The 18,015-nt window shown below is 71.8% G+C and carries 15 protein-coding genes; 7 read left to right on the top strand and 8 right to left on the bottom strand.

What is annotated here, in order from left to right; all coding sequences use genetic code 11:
* The first annotated feature begins 393 nt into the window (after positions 1-393).
* The 3 genes from ACTWJ9_RS22270 (at position 394) to ACTWJ9_RS22260 (ending at position 2,992) form a co-directional block, all read left to right on the top strand.
* On the top strand, positions 394-1,785 hold the full coding sequence (locus ACTWJ9_RS22270) for an amino acid permease (protein WP_387038920.1): 1,392 nt from the start codon (positions 394-396) through the stop codon (positions 1,783-1,785).
* A gap of 168 nt (positions 1,786-1,953) precedes the next feature.
* Positions 1,954-2,595, top strand: a complete 642-nt coding sequence (locus ACTWJ9_RS22265; protein WP_443294680.1) for a superoxide dismutase — start codon at positions 1,954-1,956, stop codon at positions 2,593-2,595.
* 154 nt (positions 2,596-2,749) lie between these two features.
* Positions 2,750-2,992, top strand: coding sequence for a hypothetical protein (locus ACTWJ9_RS22260; RefSeq protein WP_279336030.1), 243 nt, complete (start codon positions 2,750-2,752; stop codon positions 2,990-2,992).
* A 61-nt stretch (positions 2,993-3,053) separates the two neighbouring features.
* On the opposite strand, the gene ACTWJ9_RS22255 is transcribed toward ACTWJ9_RS22260, so the two are convergent.
* Positions 3,054-3,713: a mycothiol-dependent nitroreductase Rv2466c family protein gene (locus ACTWJ9_RS22255; RefSeq protein WP_279336029.1), complete on the bottom strand. Its 660-nt coding sequence runs from the start codon at positions 3,711-3,713 to the stop codon at positions 3,054-3,056.
* A gap of 151 nt (positions 3,714-3,864) precedes the next feature.
* On the opposite strand from ACTWJ9_RS22255, the gene pepN reads away from it, so the two are divergent.
* Together pepN and ACTWJ9_RS22245 are read left to right on the top strand one after the other, a co-directional pair.
* Positions 3,865-6,450: an aminopeptidase N gene (gene pepN / locus ACTWJ9_RS22250; RefSeq protein WP_443294679.1), complete on the top strand. Its 2,586-nt coding sequence runs from the start codon at positions 3,865-3,867 to the stop codon at positions 6,448-6,450.
* Positions 6,451-6,713: 263 nt separating this feature from the next.
* Positions 6,714-7,757, top strand: coding sequence for a hypothetical protein (locus tag ACTWJ9_RS22245; protein ID WP_279336027.1), 1,044 nt, complete (start codon positions 6,714-6,716; stop codon positions 7,755-7,757).
* A 54-nt stretch (positions 7,758-7,811) separates the two neighbouring features.
* On the opposite strand, the gene ACTWJ9_RS22240 is transcribed toward ACTWJ9_RS22245, so the two are convergent.
* Both ACTWJ9_RS22240 and ACTWJ9_RS22235 read right to left on the bottom strand, forming a co-directional pair.
* Positions 7,812-9,560, bottom strand: a complete 1,749-nt coding sequence (locus ACTWJ9_RS22240; RefSeq protein ID WP_279336026.1) for a TIGR03767 family metallophosphoesterase — start codon at positions 9,558-9,560, stop codon at positions 7,812-7,814.
* A 315-nt stretch (positions 9,561-9,875) separates the two neighbouring features.
* Positions 9,876-10,340 carry an NUDIX hydrolase gene (locus tag ACTWJ9_RS22235; protein WP_443294678.1) on the bottom strand — a complete coding sequence of 155 codons (465 nt, stop codon included), beginning with the start codon at positions 10,338-10,340 and terminating at the stop codon, positions 9,876-9,878.
* A 289-nt stretch (positions 10,341-10,629) separates the two neighbouring features.
* Here ACTWJ9_RS22235 and ACTWJ9_RS22230 point away from each other — a divergent pair, with 289 nt between their 5' ends.
* Entirely contained in the window at positions 10,630-13,929 is a 3,300-nt protein-coding gene (locus ACTWJ9_RS22230; protein WP_443294677.1) for a S8 family serine peptidase, read from the top strand.
* Between the two features lie 72 nt (positions 13,930-14,001).
* On the opposite strand, the gene ACTWJ9_RS22225 is transcribed toward ACTWJ9_RS22230, so the two are convergent.
* Positions 14,002-14,820, bottom strand: coding sequence for a hypothetical protein (locus ACTWJ9_RS22225; protein ID WP_279336023.1), 819 nt, complete (start codon positions 14,818-14,820; stop codon positions 14,002-14,004).
* Between the two features lies 1 nt (position 14,821).
* Entirely contained in the window at positions 14,822-15,361 is a 540-nt protein-coding gene (locus tag ACTWJ9_RS22220) for an RNA polymerase sigma factor (RefSeq protein WP_388702522.1), read from the bottom strand.
* A gap of 331 nt (positions 15,362-15,692) precedes the next feature.
* Here ACTWJ9_RS22220 and ACTWJ9_RS22215 point away from each other — a divergent pair, with 331 nt between their 5' ends.
* The gene (locus ACTWJ9_RS22215) at positions 15,693-16,709 is read left to right on the top strand and encodes an aspartate-semialdehyde dehydrogenase (RefSeq protein WP_443294676.1); all 1,017 of its coding nucleotides are present in this window, start codon (positions 15,693-15,695) and stop codon (positions 16,707-16,709) included.
* A gap of 61 nt (positions 16,710-16,770) precedes the next feature.
* Here the strand turns inward: ACTWJ9_RS22215 and ACTWJ9_RS22210 are convergent, their stop codons facing one another.
* The 3 genes from ACTWJ9_RS22210 to ACTWJ9_RS22200 form a co-directional block, all read right to left on the bottom strand.
* Positions 16,771-17,097 carry a type II toxin-antitoxin system PemK/MazF family toxin gene (locus tag ACTWJ9_RS22210; protein ID WP_279336020.1) on the bottom strand — a complete coding sequence of 109 codons (327 nt, stop codon included), beginning with the start codon at positions 17,095-17,097 and terminating at the stop codon, positions 16,771-16,773.
* A 7-nt stretch (positions 17,098-17,104) separates the two neighbouring features.
* A complete protein-coding gene (locus tag ACTWJ9_RS22205; RefSeq protein WP_279336019.1) occupies positions 17,105-17,335 on the bottom strand; it encodes a ribbon-helix-helix domain-containing protein in 231 nt (76 codons plus the stop codon).
* Positions 17,336-17,458: 123 nt separating this feature from the next.
* Positions 17,459-17,953, bottom strand: coding sequence for a DUF1203 domain-containing protein (locus ACTWJ9_RS22200; protein ID WP_279336018.1), 495 nt, complete (start codon positions 17,951-17,953; stop codon positions 17,459-17,461).
* Positions 17,954-18,015 lie beyond the last annotated feature (62 nt).

The following is an 18,015-nucleotide window of genomic DNA, read 5'->3' as shown; positions in this document are numbered from 1 at the left end:
GGGGCTGGGGACGAAAGCGACGCTATCCCAGCGCCCTCGCGCTGATCACCGTCAGCGCTCGACAAAGGCGCCGACACGCGGATGGTGGGCTTCGGACAAAGAACGCCCCCAACCCGGGCAACGGCGTGATACCGGTCACGGGGGTGACATGGCCTCTCCCACAGGGGCCGCCCGACCGGCGTCTGTAGGGTCCCGCCAAAGCGGCGCCCGCGCCCCGGGCCCGGCTCGCGCTCCCCTGTCCGGCTCACCGCCGGGCGGCCCGTCGGCCACCCGCCGGTCACCGGATTGACACCCTCCGTATGACACGTGTCCACATGATGGGCAGGCTCCCCGCCGGGCGGGAGCGGCCGCCCAGACTGACGGGGTTTCATCGTCTCCCGTATTGGACGAGTTGTGTCCGTTCCCAGCACCTCCGTCGAGACACCGCCGCAGCGGGAGGAGTCCTCCCTCTCCCACGGCCTGAAGCAGCGGCATCTGTCGATGATCGCCCTGGGCGGGGTGATCGGGGCCGGGCTGTTCGTCGGCTCCGGCGCGGGCATCGCGGCCGCCGGGCCGTCGATCGTCCTCGCCTACACCCTCTCCGGCCTGCTGGTCATGCTGGTGATGCGGATGCTCGGCGAGATGTCGGCCGCACACCCCTCGTCCGGCTCCTTCTCGGCGCACGCCGAGCGGGCCCTCGGGCCCTGGGCGGGCTTCACGGCGGGCTGGGCGTTCTGGGTGCTGCTGTGCACGGCCGTCGGCCTGGAGGGCATCGGCGCCGCGAAGATCGTCACAGGCTGGCTCCCGGGCACGCCCGAGTGGGCGTGGGTGGCGCTGTTCATGGTGGTGTTCTGCGGCACGAACCTGGCGGCCGTGAAGAACTTCGGCGAGTTCGAGTTCTGGTTCGCGGCACTGAAGGTCGGTGCGATCTCCCTGTTCCTGGTGCTCGGGGTGCTGGCCCTCGCGGGCGTGCTGCCGGGCACCGACTCCCCGGGCTCCTCGAACCTCACCGATCTGTTTCCGAACGGCGGCGAGGGGCTGGTGATCGGGCTGCTCGCCTCCGTCTTCGCGTACGGCGGCCTGGAGACGGTCACCATCGCCGCGGCCGAGTCGGAGGACCCGGTCAGGGGCGTCGCCGTCGCGGTCCGTACCGCGATGTGGCGGATCGGGCTGTTCTACATCGGTTCGATGGCGGTCATCGTGGCCCTGGTCCCATGGGACTCGCCGGCGGTGGTCGAGAGCGGTCCGTACGTCGCCGCCCTGGACCGGCTCGGCATCCCGGGCGCCGGTCAGCTGATGAACGTCGTGGTGCTGGTGGCGCTGCTGTCCGCGATGAACGCCAACATCTACGGCGCCTCGCGCATCGCCTACTCCCTGGTGGAGCGCGGACAGGGACCGAAGGTGCTGGCCCTGGTGTCGGCCGGGGTGCCGCGGCTCGCCGTGCTGGCCTCCTCGGTCTTCGGATTCCTGTGCGTGCTGCTGAGCTACTGGCGGCCCGACGACGTCTTCTCCTGGCTGCTGAACATGATCGGCGCGGTGATCCTGGTCGTCTGGATCTTCATCGCCGTCTCGCAGCTGCGGCTGCGCCGCGTCCTGGAGCGCGAAACGCCGGAGAAGCTGGTGGTGCGGATGTGGGCGTTCCCGTGGCTGACGTGGGTCGCGCTGGCCGGGATGGCGTGCGTCTTCGTCCTCATGGCCCGGGAGCCGGGCACCCGTGTGCAGCTGTACTCCACGGGCGGCATGGTCCTGGTCCTGGCGGCCGCGGGCTACGCCTGGCAGCGGGCCAGGGCCCGCGCGGGGAGCTGAGACCCCCTTCCCTTTGGCGGTTTTGACGGCGAAGGCCCTCATCCGGACGACGTGTCCGGGTGAGGGCCTTTTCCGTGCCCGGGTGCACGCCGACCCCGCATCCCGGCCCCTTCTGCTGCTAACGTGCAGTTGCAAGCTCTTTGCAATAAGAGGTTCGAAGGGGACCCCATGCCCGTCTACACGCTGCCCGACCTGCCGTACGACTACTCCGCGCTCGCGCCGGTGATCAGCCCCGAGATCATCGAACTGCACCACGACAAGCACCACGCGGCCTATGTGAAGGGCGCCAACGACACGCTGGAGCAGCTCGCCGAGGCGCGGGACAAGGAGGCGTGGAGCTCGGTCAACGGGCTGGAGAAGAACCTGGCCTTCCACCTCTCCGGGCACATCCTGCACTCGATCTACTGGCGGAACATGGCGGGTGACGGTGGTGGCGAGCCGCTGGCCGCCGACGGCGTGGGCGAGCTGGCCGACGCGATCGCCGAGTCCTTCGGCTCCTTCGCCGGTTTCAAGGCCCAGTTGTCCAAGGCGGCGGCGACCACCCAGGGGTCGGGCTGGGGCGTGCTGGCGTACGAGCCGCTGAGCGGGCGGCTGATCGTCGAGCAGGTCTACGACCACCAGGGCAACGTCGGCCAGGGCGCGACCCCGATCCTGGTCTTCGACGCCTGGGAGCACGCCTTCTACCTCCAGTACAAGAACCAGAAGGTGGACTTCATCGAGGCGATGTGGAAGGTCGTCGACTGGCAGGACGTGGCCAGGCGCTACGAAGCCGCGAAGTCCCGCACGGATGTGCTGCTGCTGGCTCCCTGAGACCGGCACCCCGGGGGCCCGCGAGGTCCCGGTGAGCGTCCTGCCCCGTGATCGTCTTCTCACCGTTCACCCGGCAGGCGGAAAAAGGGAAGCCCCTGCGAGGACAGGACTCGCGGGGGCTTCCGGTATGCGGCGTTCCGGGTCAAAGTGACCCATGACGACACCCAGGACCATGAAACTGCCCTGCTGGACGTGCGACGCCGACCAGCAGCACCGTCAGCTCGACAAGGCCGAGCAGAACTGGCTCAAGGAGCGGCTGGGCCGCGCGGGCGTGAACGAGTTCTGGCTCTGCGAGAACGTGCTGGACCCGGACACCGGCAGGCAGTGCCGCAACCTGCGCACGGGGTTCGTCATGAAGCCCTTCCCCAAGGCCGTCCGCGTGCCCGTCCCGGAGTGAGTCCCGGGGTGAGTTCCGGGGTGAGTTCCGGAGCGACCCGCCCCGGAGCGGCCCGTCGCCGTCACAGGTTGCTGAAGTCCGGGCCCTGCGTGCGGGTGCGCTTGATCTCGTAGAAACCGGGGACGGAGGCCACGGCGAGGGTGCCGTCCCAGAGGCGGGCCGCCTCCTCGCCCCGGGGCGCGGGGGTGACGACCGGACCGAAGAAGGCGATCTGCTCGCCGTCCGCGCCGGGCACGGCGATGACCGGGGTGCCGACCTCCTGGCCGACCTTGTCGATGCCCTCCTGGTGGGAGGCGCGCAGCTGGGGCTCGTACGGGGTGGAGTCCCAGTGCTCCATGAGGGAGTCGGGCAGGCCGACCTCCTTCAGGGCGGCCGCGACGGCCTCCTTCTCCGGGCCCTCGTCCTGGTTGTGGAAGCGGGTGCCGAGCGCGGTGTAGAGGTCGCCGAGCACCTCGGCGCCGTGCTCCTGCTCGGCCGCGGCGGCGACCCGGACGGGTCCCCAGGCCTTGGTCTCGAGCATCTCGCGGTACTCCTCGGGCAGTTCGTCGATCTTGTCCTCGTTGAGGACCGCGAGGCTCATCAGGTGCCAGCGGACCTTGACGTCCCGCACCTTCTCCACCTCCAGCATCCAGCGGGAGGTCATCCAGGCCCAGGGGCACAGCGGGTCGAACCAGAAGTCGACAGGGGTGGCGGACGCGGCGGCGGGGGGCGTGTCGGGCATGTCTCTCCTCGGGAGGGAAGTACGGGGCGGGCGTTTCCCCGGGGAAACGCCCGGACTCCCCCCGGTCATTCCCGGCTGCCCCTGGTCAGGGGCGCATGGCAGGATCGGTGCTGTCCAGCCCTGTCGACGACGACGTACGAGGAGTTCGCCCGTGCCCGGTGAGAACCTGACCCGTGACGAGGCCCGGGAGCGGGCCGCACTGCTGTCGGTGGACGGGTACGAGGTGTCCCTCGACCTGCGCTCCGCGACCGGCGGGGACGGTGGTGACGGTGCGGCCGGGCCGCACACCTTCCGCTCGGTGACGACCCTCCGGTTCCGCTGCGCGGAACCGGGCGCGAGCAGCTTCGCGGACCTGATCGCGCCGAGCGTGACGGCCGTCTCCCTCAACGGGCGGGACCTCGACCCCGGGGAGGTGTTCGACGGCTCCCGGATCCTGCTGGAGGACCTGGCCGCCGACAACGAGCTGGTCGTCGACGCCCGGTGCGCGTACTCCCGTACCGGCGAGGGCATGCACCGCTTCGTCGACCCCGAGGACGGCGAGGTGTACCTCTACACCCAGTACGAGCCGGCCGACGCCCGGCGCGTCTTCGCCACCTTCGAGCAGCCCGACCTCAAGGCCCCCTACCGTTTCGAGGTGCGGGCTCCCGAGGGCTGGACGGTGTGGAGCAACGGCGTCGGTGAACTCGCCGACGGCGTCTGGCGGTTCGCGGAGACCAAGCCGATCTCGACGTACATCACGTGCGTGGTCGCCGGTCCGTACCACTACGTCACGGACACCTACGAGCGTGAACTGCCCGACGGCACGCGGCTGGAGATCCCGCTCGGCGCGATGTGCCGCAAGGGTCTCGCGCCGCACTTCGACGCCGACGACGTGTTCCTGGTGACCAAGCAGGGCCTGGACTTCTTCCACGACCACGTCGACTACCCGTACCCCTTCGGGAAGTACGACCAGGCGTTCGTGCCCGAGTACAACCTGGGCGCGATGGAGAACCCCGGACTCGTCACGTTCCGGGAGGAGTTCATCTTCCGCGGCAAGGTCACGCAGGCGTCCTACGAGGCCCGGGCCAATGTGATCCTGCACGAGATGGCGCACATGTGGTTCGGCGACCTGGTCACCATGGAGTGGTGGGACGACCTGTGGCTGAAGGAGTCCTTCGCCGACTTCATGGGCGCGTTCTCGCTGGTGGGCGCCACCCGGTTCACCGACGGCTGGATCACCTTCGCCAACCGCCGCAAGGCCTGGGCGTACCGCGCGGACCAGCTGCCGTCCACGCATCCGATCACCGCCGACATCCGCGACCTCCAGGACGCCAAGCTCAACTTCGACGGCATCACCTACGCCAAGGGCGCCTCCGTGCTGAAGCAGCTGGTGGCGTACGTCGGCCAGGACGCCTTCCTGGAGGGCTCCCGCCGCTACTTCAAGCGGCACGCGTACGGCAACACCCGCCTCGGTGACCTGCTGTCGGTCCTCGAGGAGACCAGCGGCCGGGACATGGCGGCCTGGACGCGGTCCTGGCTGCAGACGGCGGGGGTCAACTCCCTGACCCCGCAGGTGCTGCTGGGTGCGGACGGCAGGGTCGAGGAGCTCGCGGTGGTGCAGGAAGCCGCGGAATCTCATCCCGAACTGCGCCCGCACCGGGTCGCGGTGGGCCTGTACCGGCGCACGGGCGACGGCGCGCTCGAGCGGTACGCGCGCGCCGAGGCGGACGTCGACGGGGCGCGTACGGTGGTCGCCGAGCTGGCGGGTGCCGAGGCGCCCGAGCTGGTGCTGGTCAACGACGACGACCTGACGTACTGCAAGATCCGCTTCGACGAGACCTCGCTGGCCACGCTCCGCGCGCACCTGGGCGCGCTGACCGACCCCCTGGCCCGCGCCCTGTGCTGGTCGGCGCTGTGGAACATGACGCGGGACGCGCTGCTGCCCGCGCGGGAGTTCGTGGACCTGGTGCTGCGGTTCGGCGGGCGCGAGTCCGACATCGGCGTGCTGCAGATGCTGCACGCCTGGGCCGAGTCGGCGCTCGTCCACTACGCGGCGCCCGCCTGGCGGGAGACGGGCGGCCGGCTGCTCGCCGAGGGCGCCCGGCGTGAGCTGGAGGCCGCCGCGCCGGGCAGCGAGCAGCAGCTGGCCTGGGCCCGCTTCTTCGCCCGGTCGGCCGGTGCGCCGGGCGACCTCCAGCTGCTCCGGGAGCTGCTGTCGGGCACGGTGACGGTCGACGGGCTCGACGTCGACCAGGAACTGCGCTGGGCGTTCCTGGAGCCGCTGGCCGCGCACGGGCTCGCCGACGAGAAGGCGCTGGCCGAGGAGCTGGCCCGGGACGACACCGCCTCCGGCAGGCGCCACCAGGTCCGCTGCCTGGCCGCCCGCCCGTCGGCGGAGGTGAAGGCGCGGGCGTGGCAGCGGGTCGTGGAGTCGGACGAGCTGTCCAACGCGCTGGTGGAGGCGACGATCGCGGGCTTCGCCCAGCCCTCGCAGCGGGAGCTGCTCGCGCCGTACGCGGAGAAGTACTTCGCGGTGATCGAGCGGGTGTGGACCGAGCGGTCGATCCAGATCGGCATGGACGTGGTGCGGGGCCTGTTCCCCGATCTGCGGGACTCGCCCGGGACGCTGGAGGCGACGGACGCCTGGCTCGCGGCCCACCAGGACGCGGCCCCGGCACTGCGCCGGCTGGTGCTGGAGGCCCGGGACGACCTGGCGCGGGCGCTGCGCGGCCAGGCGTGCGACGCGGCGGCCGGCTGACCCCCACCGCGGCGGCGGTGTCGGCCCGCCGCCGCGGCGGACCGACACCCACCCGCTCCCGGTGCGATCCCACCCCTGGGATACGCGCTCCGTGACCGTTACTAAATTCGGTCAATATCAGCCGCGCCCCCTGGTCCCACCCGAACGGACCAGGGGGTTTTCGGCATCCGAACAAGCGTCCTTGAGGACGAGCTTGTCCCTGATTGTCGACGGCTCTGTAACAGGGGTTCGGGGGCGGACCTCACACGGGGACATTGCCGGACATGAACCACGAGACCCCGCTCTTCCCCCGCTCCCTGCACCACCTGGCCGCCGGCACCCGGCGCGTGCTGACCACCGCCCAGCTCCGCTCGCACGGTGTCTCCGCCGCGGAGGCCGACGACCGGTGCCGCCCCGGCGGCGCCTGGCGGCAGCTCCTCCCCGGCGTCGTCCTGCTCCACCCGGGCCCGCCGACCAGCGAGGAGCGACTGCACGCGGTGCTGATGTACACGGCGCGGGAGCGGTCCGTGCGGGTCCCCGGCCAGCCCGGCCCGGCCGACTCGACGGCGCCCCGCTACGAGGAGGCGATGATCACCGGGCTGGCCGCGCTGACCCTGCACGGCTTCTCCTCCGCTCCCCCGCTGCCCTCCCTGGACGCCTTCGACGTGCTGGTGCCACGACTGCGCCGGCTGCGCTCCACGGGCTGTGTCCGCATCGTCCGCACGTCGGTGCTGCCGGTTCCCGCGCAGGTGACGGGCGTGCCGGTGGCGCCGGTCCCGCGGGCGCTGGCCGACGCGGTGGCCACGGTGGACGACGCGGCCGCGGTGCTCCGGCTGCTGACGGAGGCGGTGGTCGGCGGCCACTGCGACGCGGCCACGGTGGTGCGGGAGCTGACCGGTGCGAAGCTCCTGGACCGGCCGCACGTGGTGGACGCGGTGGACTCGCTGGTGGCCGGGGGCCGCGCGGTCGCGGAGGACCGGCTGTACCGGATGGTGCGGGAGTACGGTCTGCCCGACCCGGTGTGGAACGTCGACCTGCGCCTGCCGGGCGGCCCCCACCTCGGCGGCCTGGACGCCTACTGGCCCGACCAGGCCGTGGCGCTCGAGCTGGACACCCGGACGTCCCGGCAGGACCTCTGCCAGGAGGACCTGTGGTTCGAGTACGCCCGCAAGCGTGAACTCCTGGAGCGGCTCGGCGTCACCGTCGTGCACGTCACCCCGCACAAGCTGCGGGACGCGGCGGAGCAGCAGGCGATGGTGATCCGTACGGCGCTGATGGCCGCGGACGACCGCGATCCCGCCGCCTACGTCGTGGTGCTGCCCCGCTGACCCGGCCCCGCGCCGTGCGTCCGTACCGCCGGTTCCGCCCGCCCTTCCGGCTTCCTACGCCTTGAGGAGGAGTTCCGTGTTGCGGTCCTGGGGGGTGCCGCCGAGGTCGGTGCGGGCGTCCGGGGCGTTGGAGGACAGTTCGCGGTAGAGGGCGGCCAGGCCGGTCTGGGTGAGGTCGTCGTGGTCCGTGCGGGACGGGGCCGCGGACTCGATCAGGGTGGTGAAGAGGGACAGCGTGCCGTCCTCGTTGTCCACCAGCTCGATGACGCGGGCGAGGTGGGGGAAGTCGATGTGGGAGGCGGTGGAGATCTCCCAGAAGGAGCCGGCGGGTCCGGTGTGCGGGGTGACGGCGTTGCGGTGGAGGTGACCGTTGACCCAGGCCACCACGTTGCGGTGCCGGCCGAGGAGCTCGAGGAGTTCCCTGCCGTCGTGGCGCCGTTCGTCGGGGCGGGCCGGGTCGCGGTGCGTGTTCGACATCGATTCGCTGGTGTGGTGGCTGAAGACGATCGCGCGGGAGTCCTTGTTCGTCCGCAGGGTCCGCTCCAGCCAGCGCAGTTGGGCCGTGCCGAGGGAGCCCGTGTAGTGGCCGCCAGGGTCGGTGGTGTCGAGGCTGATCCCGATGACGTCGTCGGAGACGCGGAACGCGTAGTACTGGGTGCCCGCGTCGAGGTTGGCGGCGGTGTAGCCGTGTCCCACCGGGCCGAACCCGCGGTGTGCGGGGTCCAGGTGCGCCTTCAGGTACTCGGTGGGGGTGAACGGGGCGCGCGCCTCGTCGGGGGTGACCGGACGCATCGCGCGGGCGTGGGTCTTGAGGAACTCGCCGTACTGGACGCCCCGGGGGTCGGTGGCCTTCTTGATGGCCTGCTGGAGCTTCTTCGCCTCGGCCGCCGGTATCTCCATCAGTTTCCGTCCGCCGACGGCGAGTTCGGCGAGGTGGGAGTCGCCGTGGGAGGCGTAGCAGCCGAGCGGCATCGTGTCGTGGTTGCCGACGGTGGAGTACCAGGGGAGGTTGAGGCCGGGGCTGTTGACCTCGCGGACGGCCGCCGCGAGGAAGCCGTCCAGGTGCGGGAAGCCGAGCTGCTTGTCGGCGTCGCGGACGGCGGTGTCCGGCTGCCAGTACTGCCGCAGGCCGCTGTTCTGGACGCCTTCGTAGTGGCGCGGGTCCCCGGAGTTGGGGGTGACGCGGCCACCGCTGAACACCTTCAGGAACCAGTCGAGTTCGGTGCGGGTGTTGTTGTCCGTGTTGTCGCCGGTGGTCATCGCGAAGTGCAGCGGGGAGCCGGTGACGGGGGCGCCGCGCAGTGCGTTGATCCGCTCGACGAGGGCGACCGCGCCGTGCACGGTGAGCGCCTCCTGGGGCCGCCAGGCGCGCACATCGGTGGAACGCAGGTACTCCAGGCGCAGCGGGTGCTGCACGTCGAGCACGTGCAGGTCGGTGAGGTGTACGAACGCCGCCAGCGTGGTGCGGCGGTCGTCCCGGCCGGAGCGGGCCGCGGCCAGTTCGCCGCGTATCACCCGTCCCCAGCCCGGCCCTTCCTCGAGGCGCCGGTAGCCGGACCCGCCGCGCGGGACGGAGACCCCTTCGAGAGTGGTGCCCCGGGTGTACGGGGCGAGCGGGGCGGCCGGTGCCTGCCGGGAGGAGGCGCGCACGGCCTCGTCCGTGGCGGCGTCCGCCGCGACGGCCTCGCCGTCGGGCCGCAGGGCGTAACCGACGCCGGCGGAGAGGGCCACCGCACCGGTGACGGCGAGGACGGAACGGCGGTGGAGTCCAGCGGAGTCGGCGACTGAGCGTATGCGCGGCATGGCGCTTCTCTCCCCGGGTGCGAACGCGTCGGCAGTGGTCGCGGGGCGCCCGCCGGGCGAACGTCCCGCTCGTACTGGATGCTTGGCAGCGGGAATGGCCTGCGTGTGAACGCGGCGGCAACGCGCGACACCGATCGCTGTACGTGGATCTTGGACCACCCCGCGGGTCGGAACCCGCTTCCGCACCGGCCCGAACGCGGTCACTCCGCGTTCACTTCACGGGAGAGCCGGGTCGGGGAACGTCGACCCGATCGCGACAGTCGGCGCAATCACCCGATCGAGGTCAGAGGCCTTGACCGGGCGACCCCACAGCGGTCAGCCCTCCGCGCGTTCCGCGACCCGTCCCACGGCCGGCCGCTCCCGCCACAGCCGCAGCGCGATGTCGACCAGACGGATCCGGACCAGTTCCGGGACGGCGTCCAGGGGCTGCCAGGCGGCCAGTTCGGTGGAGCCGCCGATCTCGTTCCTGAGTTCGCCGCCGGTGATCCGTCCCTCGTAGACCAGCCGTACGCCGTGGTGGTCCACGGGGCGGCTCAGGCGGCCGCCGGGGAAGGTGTGCCGACTGGAGTTCACACCGAGCAGGCCGGTGACCTCGATGCGGTAGCCGGTCTCCTCCTCGACCTCCCGCCGCACGGTGTCGTAGGGGTCCTCGCCGTGCTCCATGCCGCCGCCCGGCAGGACCCACTCGGGGTCACCTCCGGGGACCGGGGACCGGGCCAGCAGCAACTGCCCGTCGCGCACCACCACGGCGTAGGCCGCCACCCTCAACTTCTCTCGCACTCCGGGACGTTACCCCGATGACCGCCGGCCCGGCAGGCGAGTGTCCGACAACGGGCCACCGCCGTACGACGCGACCGCGCGGACGACTTGCCCGCTTCGTCACCCGACGCCCGATACCTGCATAGCGGGTTTTCCCCACACATCCATTTCGATTCGGCCAACCCTCCCCAAACACCTGTCCCTTGCGAAAGGCTCAGCGATCGTCCGGGGTCGCATTCCGGACGATCGCGACCAGGGTCGATCGACTCCGGTCGCTCCACGATGGTGCCTTTACCTGCAAGGGATGCCGATGACCCGTTCCTCCCAGCGCGAAGCGATATCGGGCACACGACGTGTCGCCCGTGTCGCCCTGGCCGCCGGCCTCGTCGCCGCGCTCAGTGCGGTCGGACCGATACCTCTGGCGGTCGCCGCCGGCGCGCCGACCGCCGCACCCGTCGACGGCGACGTCAAGTCCGCGCCCGACAAGCTCGGTTCGAAGGACGCGGACCTGCTCGCCGAGGCCAAGGCGGACGGCGTCAAGAACGTCACGATGATGATCGCCACCGCCCCCGGCGAGACCGCGCAGGTCGCCGAGCAGCTGGACGCGGTCAAGGGCGGTTCGGTCGGCCGGACCCACGACGCGCTCGGCTACGTCCGCGCCACCGTCCCCACCGCCGAGGCGGACTCGGTCATCGCAGCCGCCGCCAAGCTCTCCACCGTGCACGGCATCGACCTGCGCGAGGAGATCCCGCTGGACGACCCGACGCCCGGCGCGGACACCACCAAGGGTGCCGCCGGCAAGGGCGGCAAGGGCGGCTACCCGGCTCCCGGGAAGCGGACCCCCGCCAAGAACCCGTACAACCCGTCCTTCGAGACCGGTGCCGTCGACTTCGTCAAGGACAACCCGAAGGCGGACGGCCGCGGCGTCACCATCGGCGTCCTCGACACGGGTGTGGACCTCGCCCATCCGGCGCTGCAGAAGACCACCACCGGCGAGCGCAAGATCGTCGACTGGGTGACGGCGACCGACCCGGTCGTGGACGGCGACCAGACCTGGCGCCCGATGACCGCGTCGGTGTCCGGCCCCACCTTCACCCACGAGGGCACGACCTGGACGGCGCCCGAGGGCTCGTACCGGATCAGCACCTTCAAGGAGTCGTACACCATCGGCGGTGACGCGGGCGGTGACGCCAACCGCGACGGCGATACCACCGACTCCTGGGGCGTGCTGTACGACGCGGCGGCCGGCACGGTCCGCGTCGACCTGAACAACAACCAGGACTTCTCCGACGACACCCCGATGAAGCCGTACAAGGACGGCTTCCAGATCGGGTACTTCGGCACCGACGACCCGGCCACCGAGATCGCCGAGCGCCAGCCGTTCGTCGTGGAGATCCGCAAGGACGTCGTCCGCAACGCGGCCGGCGACAAGGCCGACTTCGTCAACATCGGCCTCATCCAGGGCTCGCACGGCTCGCACGTGGCCGGCATCACCGCGGCCAACGGCCTGTTCGGCGGCACGATGGACGGCGCCGCGCCCGGCGCGAAGATCGTCTCCTCCCGTGCCTGCACCTGGTCCGGCGGCTGCACCAGCGTGGCGCTCACCGAGGGCATGATCGACCTCGTCGTCAACCGCGGCGTCGACATCGTCAACATGTCCATCGGCGGTCTGCCGGCGCTGAACGACGGCAACAACGCCCGCGCCGAGCTCTACAACCGCCTCATCGACACCTACGGCGTCCAGCTGGTGATCTCCGCGGGCAACTCCGGCCCCGGCGCCAACACCATCGGCGACCCCGCACTGGCCGACAAGGTCATCTCGGTCGGCGCGACCATCTCCAAGGAGACCTGGGCCGCCAACTACGGCTCCGAGGTGAAGAAGAAGTACGCCATGATGCCGTTCTCCTCGCGCGGTCCGCGTGAGGACGGCGGCTTCACGCCGACGCTCGTCGCGCCCGGCGCGGCGATCAACACCATCCAGACCTGGTCGCCGGGCGCGCCGGTCGCCGAGGCGGGCTACGCCCTGCCCGCCGGTTACGGCATGCTCCAGGGCACCTCGATGGCCTCTCCGCAGGCCGCCGGTGCCGCCGCGCTGCTGCTGTCGGCCGCGAAGCAGAAGCGCATCGACCTCACCCCCGCGAAGCTGCGCACCGCCCTCACCTCCACCGCCGGGCACATCAAGGACGTGCAGGCCTACGAGGAGGGCGCCGGCCTCATCGACATCGAGGACGCCTGGGACGCGATCCGCGACGGGGCCACCGCGCACGAGTACGCGGTCAAGGCACCGGTCGACACCGCGATCGACCAGTTCCTGAAGACCCCGGGCTCCGGCACCGGTCTCTACGACCGTGAGGGCGGCCTCAAGGCCGGTCAGAAGAAGACGTACGACATCACCGTCACCCGTACGTCCGGCCCCGACCGCGCCATCCGGCACAGGCTCGGTCTCGAGAACAACGCCGGCGACACCTTCCGCATCCTCGGCGACCGCGACGTGCAGCTGTCGCTGAACAAGCCGGTGACCGTCAAGGTCCAGGCCTCGCCCCGCTCGGCCGGTCTGAAGAGCGCGATCCTCGAGGTCGACGACCCTCGCACCGAGGGCGTCGACCGGCAGATCCTGAACACCGTGGTCGTCTCGGCGCCGCTGAAGCACACCTTCTCCGCCTCCGGAAAGGCCCAGCGCAACAGCACCACCTCCTACTTCGTCACCGTGCCCGAGGGCGCGAAGACGCTGGAGATCGCGCTCGGCGGGCTGAAGGCCACGAGCCAGACCCGGTTCATCGCCATCCACCCGTACGGCGTCCCGGCCGACCCGACGTCGACGGTCAACTGCTACCCGAACTACACCAACCCGGCCAACACCTGCCGCCCCGACGTGCGTTCGTACGCGGACCCGCAGCCGGGCGTCTGGGAGATCGAGGTCGAGTCGCGCCGCACCTCGCCGCTGCTCGACAACCCGTACACGCTGGACGTCGCCGTGCTCGGCGCGGTCTTCGACCCGGAGACCGTGACCGTCCCGGAGGCCGAGGTCGGCACCCCGGCCGACGTCTCCTGGAAGGTGACCAACCAGGCCGCCGCCCTGGACGGCAAGCTGGTCGGCGGCCCGCTGGGCTCGGCCAAGACCGACCGGCCGACCATCAGCACGGGTGACGTCCACACCACCACGGTCGAGGTGCCCGCGGGCGCCGCGTCGCTCGACGTGGCCATCGGCAACGTCACCGACACCGCCGCCGACCTGGACCTGGCGGTCTACAACGCCGCCGGCACCCGCGTCGCCCAGTCCGCCGACGGCGACTCGGAGGAGTCGGTCTCCATCGCCAAGCCGGCCGCCGGTACGTACACCGTGCAGGTCGTGGGCTACTCCGTCCCGGCCGGTTCCGCCGAGTACGACTACCGGGACGTGTTCTTCTCCGCCACGCTCGGCGAGGTCACGGTCGACGGGGCCGCCTCGGTGAAGCTCGGCACGGGCGACTCGGCCGCCGTCTCCGGCAGCGCCACCGCCGTCGCGGCGGCTCCCGGGGGACGTGAGTTCTTCGGGCGCGTCCAGCTGGTCAACGCGCGCGGCACGGTCGCGGGCACGGGCAGCGTGACGATCGAGAAGGTCGTGCCGTAACCGACGGCCACCAGAGGCAGGGGCGGGCGTCCACCGGGGCGCCCGCCCCTTCGCCGTACGCACCCCCGTCGATCACTCGCAGGTCAGGGTGCGCGACACGGGCAGTGCGGCGGTGATCCGCGCCCGTTCGGGGGCGATGGCCTCCTCGCCGACGATCACGGTGTCCGGGACGGCGCCCTCGCGGGGCAGGCCGAACAGCACCCGGTCGCCCTCGTGCAGCGGGGGGTGGCCGTCGACCTCTCGCAGGAGAACGATCTCGTCATCGCCGCCCCGCGCGTCCTTCTCCGGCTGGTAGAGCCGGGTCGCCGTCAGCGTGACGCGCTCCTGCCCGGCGCCCTCGCCCGGGCCCGTGCCCGGTACCGGCTCCACCGCCGCGACCGTGCCCTCGGCGACGAGCCGGGCGCAGGCGAGGTAGCGGGGGCTGCCGAAGGCGGCGCCGGCCGACTGCTCGGCGCTCGAGGCGTCGGCAGCGGCCTTGTCACCCGACGCCTCGGACGCCCCTCCCCCGGTCTGCGTCACGAGCCAGCCCGTGCCGACGACCACCGTGGCGGCCGCCGCCGCGACGAGCGCCCCGAGGGCGATCCGCAGGGGGCGCCGGGTACGGCGGGGGCGGGCGGGCAGGAAGGTCACCGGAGACCCGGCCCCCGACCCGGCCTCCCGGTGCTCACCGGCGTCGGCCAACGCGTCTCCGATCAGGCCCAGCTGCTCCCGCAGCACGGCGATGTCGGCGGCGGCCGCGTCCCGTGCGGCCGTGAACTCCGGGTCCTGCCGGGCCCGCGCGGGCAGCGGCTCGTCGAGGAGCGCGGCCATGAGGGCGTCCGTGCCGTCGCCTAGGCGCATGCCGTCGTTCTGGGGCATGCCGTCGCCCTGATGACGGTCGTGGGCGGTCACGTCATACCACCTCGTCCTCGTGCAGGCGGGCGCGCAGGGCCCGTACGGCCGTGTGCAGCCGGCTCTTGACCGTGCCCTCGGGGATGCCGAGCTGTTCGGCTATCGAGCGCACCGGGAGGTCGGCGTAGAACCGCAGCACGACGACCTGGCGCTGGGCGTCGGGCAGCCCGTCCAGCCCGCGGGCGACGGCGAGGGAGAGCAGCCGGGTCTCCTCGTCGGCGGGGAGCTGCTCCGCCGGGCGCAGCGCGGCGAGGCGTTCGCCGAGCCGCTCCTGGCGGCGTTTGGCCCGGTGCCAGTCCATGGCGAGGTTGGAGGCGACCACCGCCGCCCACGCGGAGACGTCCCGGGGCGCCTCCTGCCCGTTCGCGGCGCGTTCCAGCAGCCGCAGGCGGACCTGCTGCACCCCGTCCGGCAGGTCCGCCTGCGGCACCCCGCCGAGCGCGAGCACCGCCCGCACCCGGCGTTCCTGCGCCGGGTCCAGCGGGTCGTCGTCCGCGGCGCCGTACGCCGGCCGGCCGCGCCGGATTCTTCCGCGCAGCACTGCCCACCCCCTCACCCTGTCCCCCCCTACGACGCCGGCCGGGACCGGAACGTTCACCCGGGTGCCGTGTACCGGCAGAGGCGTACGTCACACCGCCGTGTGGGTGGGGCGGGACGGGGCAGGGGACCTTGCGGCCGGTGGCCCCCGACGGCTGATTTCCTGCGGCTCGCAGGGGTGGCGGCCGCAGGTCCGCGACCGGTGCCCGGCGCCGGGGCGTCCCACTGTTCGGGCAGAAGGCGTTAACAATTGGACAGGCGGGCCGTGGTCGGCCGCATGATGGAAAAGCCTCGGCCAGGTAACAGGAACGCGAAAAACGCAGTAGGGAGACACCGTGAGGGTCGGAATCGTCGGAGCCACCGGTCAGGTGGGCACGGTCATGCGCAGCATCCTCAAGGAGAGGAAGTTTCCGCTGACCGAGCTGCGCCTGTTCGCCTCGGCCCGCTCGGCGGGGACGGTCCTGGACGGGGTCACGGTCGAGGACGCGGCCACCGCGGACTACACCGGTCTGGACATCGTGCTGTTCTCCGCGGGCGGCGCGACCTCGAAGGCACTGGCCGAGAAGGTCGCCTCGCAGGGTGCCGTCGTGATCGACAACTCCTCGGCCTGGCGCAAGGACCCCGAGGTCCCGCTGGTCGTCTCCGAGGTGAACCCGGACGCGATCGCGAACCGCCCCAAGGGCATCATCGCCAACCCGAACTGCACCACGATGGCCGCGATGCCGGTCCTGCGTCCGCTGCACGCCGAGGCGGGCCTGGAAGCGCTGGTCGTGGCCACGTATCAGGCGGTGTCCGGCTCCGGAGTCGCGGGCGTCGCCGAGCTGCACGGCCAGACCCAGAAGGTCGTCGCCGACGCCGACAAGCTGGCCCACGACGGCGCGGCGGTCGACTTCCCCGAGCCCGCCGTCTACAAGCGCCCCATCGCCTTCAACGTGCTGCCCTTCGCCGGCAACCTCGTGGACGACGGTCTGAACGAGACCGACGAGGAGCAGAAGCTGCGCAACGAGTCCCGCAAGATCCTGGACATCCCGGAGCTCAAGGTCTCCGGCACCTGCGTGCGCGTCCCGGTCTTCTCCGGCCACTCCCTCCAGATCAACGCCCGGTTCGCCCGCCCGATCAGCGCGGAGCGCGCGACCGAGCTGCTGGCCGAGGCCCCCGGTGTCGTCCTCACCGACATCCCCACCCCGCTCCAGGCCGCCGGCCGGGACGCGTCCTACGTCGGCCGCATCCGCGGCGACGAGACGGTCGACAACGGCCTGGCCCTGTTCGTCTCCAACGACAACCTCCGCAAGGGCGCGGCCCTGAACACCGTCCAGATCGCGGAACTGGTGGCGGCCGAGCTCAAGGGCTGAGGCTCACCGCACTGGAAGGGGGCGTCCGCCGGTCAATCGACGGACGCCCCTTTCTGCATGCTCACAGCGCCAGATGCCGCCGCAGCGCCACGTCGATCTCGGCCATGCGCTGCCGCGGCACGGCGCCGACCTTGTGCAGCAGGCGGTCCGGCGCAACGGCACGTACCTGCTCGCACTGCACCTTGGAGTCCTTCGGCAGGCGGCTCTCGTCAGAGCTCAGAAAGACCTGGAACGTCAGGACGCGAGAGGTGTTGGACGTCAGCGGCACCACCGTGACGACCCCCCGGTTGTGCTGCACGACAGACTCGTTGGCAGCGTTGTTGGAGACAATCACTGCCGGCCTCACCTTATTGGCTTCGCTGCCCCTCGCCGGTTCCAGGTCCACCATGTAGATGTCACCACGCCTCATCGGTGATCCCGTCTCCGCTCGTCCGGTCCCACAGCCCGGCGTCTCCGCTTCCGTCCCATTCGGCGAAAGCCTCCGTGTACTCCTGCTCGAGCTGCGCCTGCCTGAGCAACTCGATGGCGGCCTGTATCACGGCTGAGCGGGACTCGGCCTCCGTACGGGCGGCGTACTCGTCGACGAAGGCCAGGTCCTCCTTCGGCAGACTCACACTGATCTTCATACTCAGGATGCTACCTGAAGTAGGAACAGCACGGCTACCGCTTTTCTGTACCAGGTCAGGCGCCCCGCCCTTCCCCACCCCTCTCCATTTCCCGGATCGCTCCGTCGGCCGCGGACGGGGCAGTCACTGCCGGTCCTCGCGTCGGACCTCGTAGAGGAAGCAGCCGTACTCCACCGCGCGGACGTGGACGAGGGCGACCTCCGGGTCGGTGAAGGCCTCCGTGAGGGCGGGGGCGAAGGCGTCCGGGGTGTCCACCAGGCGGCCACCCAGGATGCGGCCGTCGGCGGAGTAGCGGCGCAGCGTGCGGTGGGCGTGGGTGAAGGGGAGGCCGGCGTCGGGTGCCGGTCCCGCGCACTGCTGGGCGTGGATGAAGACCGGGCCCTGCTCGTCGTACGCGCCCGGGTCGGCGCCCGTCCGGGCCGCCCAGCGGCGCAGCGGCGCGTACGACACCAGGGCGATCGACTCCCCGGGCACGCTGCGGCGCAGGCAGCAGCGGAGCGGGGCGCCGCCCTCGTCGTCGGTGCGGGGGACCGCGGGGCGGCCCGCGTCGTCCAGGGTGCGCAGTTCCTCCAGGACCGGGGCCGGGACGGGGCGGGCGGTGTGGTGGGTCGTCGTCATGGCTCCAGGCTCGCGCCGGGCCGGGCGCGCCACCGGCGGGAAATGGTCATCGCGTTCCGTGC

Origin of the sequence: Streptomyces sp. GDS52, from assembly GCF_052246875.1 — a bacterium.
Lineage (GTDB): Bacteria > Actinomycetota > Actinomycetes > Streptomycetales > Streptomycetaceae > Streptomyces > Streptomyces cathayae.
This window is presented reverse-complemented; position numbering and strand designations above follow the sequence as displayed.

Excerpts from the sequence above, each read along its gene's own strand:
- ACTWJ9_RS22265 (WP_443294680.1), top strand. The coding sequence starts at position 1,954 with ATGCCCGTCTACACGCTGCCCGACCTGCCGTACGACTACTCCGCGCTC.
- ACTWJ9_RS22260 (WP_279336030.1), top strand. The coding sequence starts at position 2,750 with ATGACGACACCCAGGACCATGAAACTGCCCTGCTGGACGTGCGACGCC.
- ACTWJ9_RS22255 (WP_279336029.1), bottom strand. The coding sequence starts at position 3,713 with ATGCCCGACACGCCCCCCGCCGCCGCGTCCGCCACCCCTGTCGACTTC.
- ACTWJ9_RS22245 (WP_279336027.1), top strand. The coding sequence starts at position 6,714 with ATGAACCACGAGACCCCGCTCTTCCCCCGCTCCCTGCACCACCTGGCC.
- ACTWJ9_RS22240 (WP_279336026.1), bottom strand. The coding sequence starts at position 9,560 with ATGCCGCGCATACGCTCAGTCGCCGACTCCGCTGGACTCCACCGCCGT.
- ACTWJ9_RS22230 (WP_443294677.1), top strand. The coding sequence starts at position 10,630 with ATGACCCGTTCCTCCCAGCGCGAAGCGATATCGGGCACACGACGTGTC.
- ACTWJ9_RS22210 (WP_279336020.1), bottom strand. The coding sequence starts at position 17,097 with ATGGTGGACCTGGAACCGGCGAGGGGCAGCGAAGCCAATAAGGTGAGG.
- ACTWJ9_RS22205 (WP_279336019.1), bottom strand. The coding sequence starts at position 17,335 with ATGAAGATCAGTGTGAGTCTGCCGAAGGAGGACCTGGCCTTCGTCGAC.
- ACTWJ9_RS22200 (WP_279336018.1), bottom strand. The coding sequence starts at position 17,953 with ATGACGACGACCCACCACACCGCCCGCCCCGTCCCGGCCCCGGTCCTG.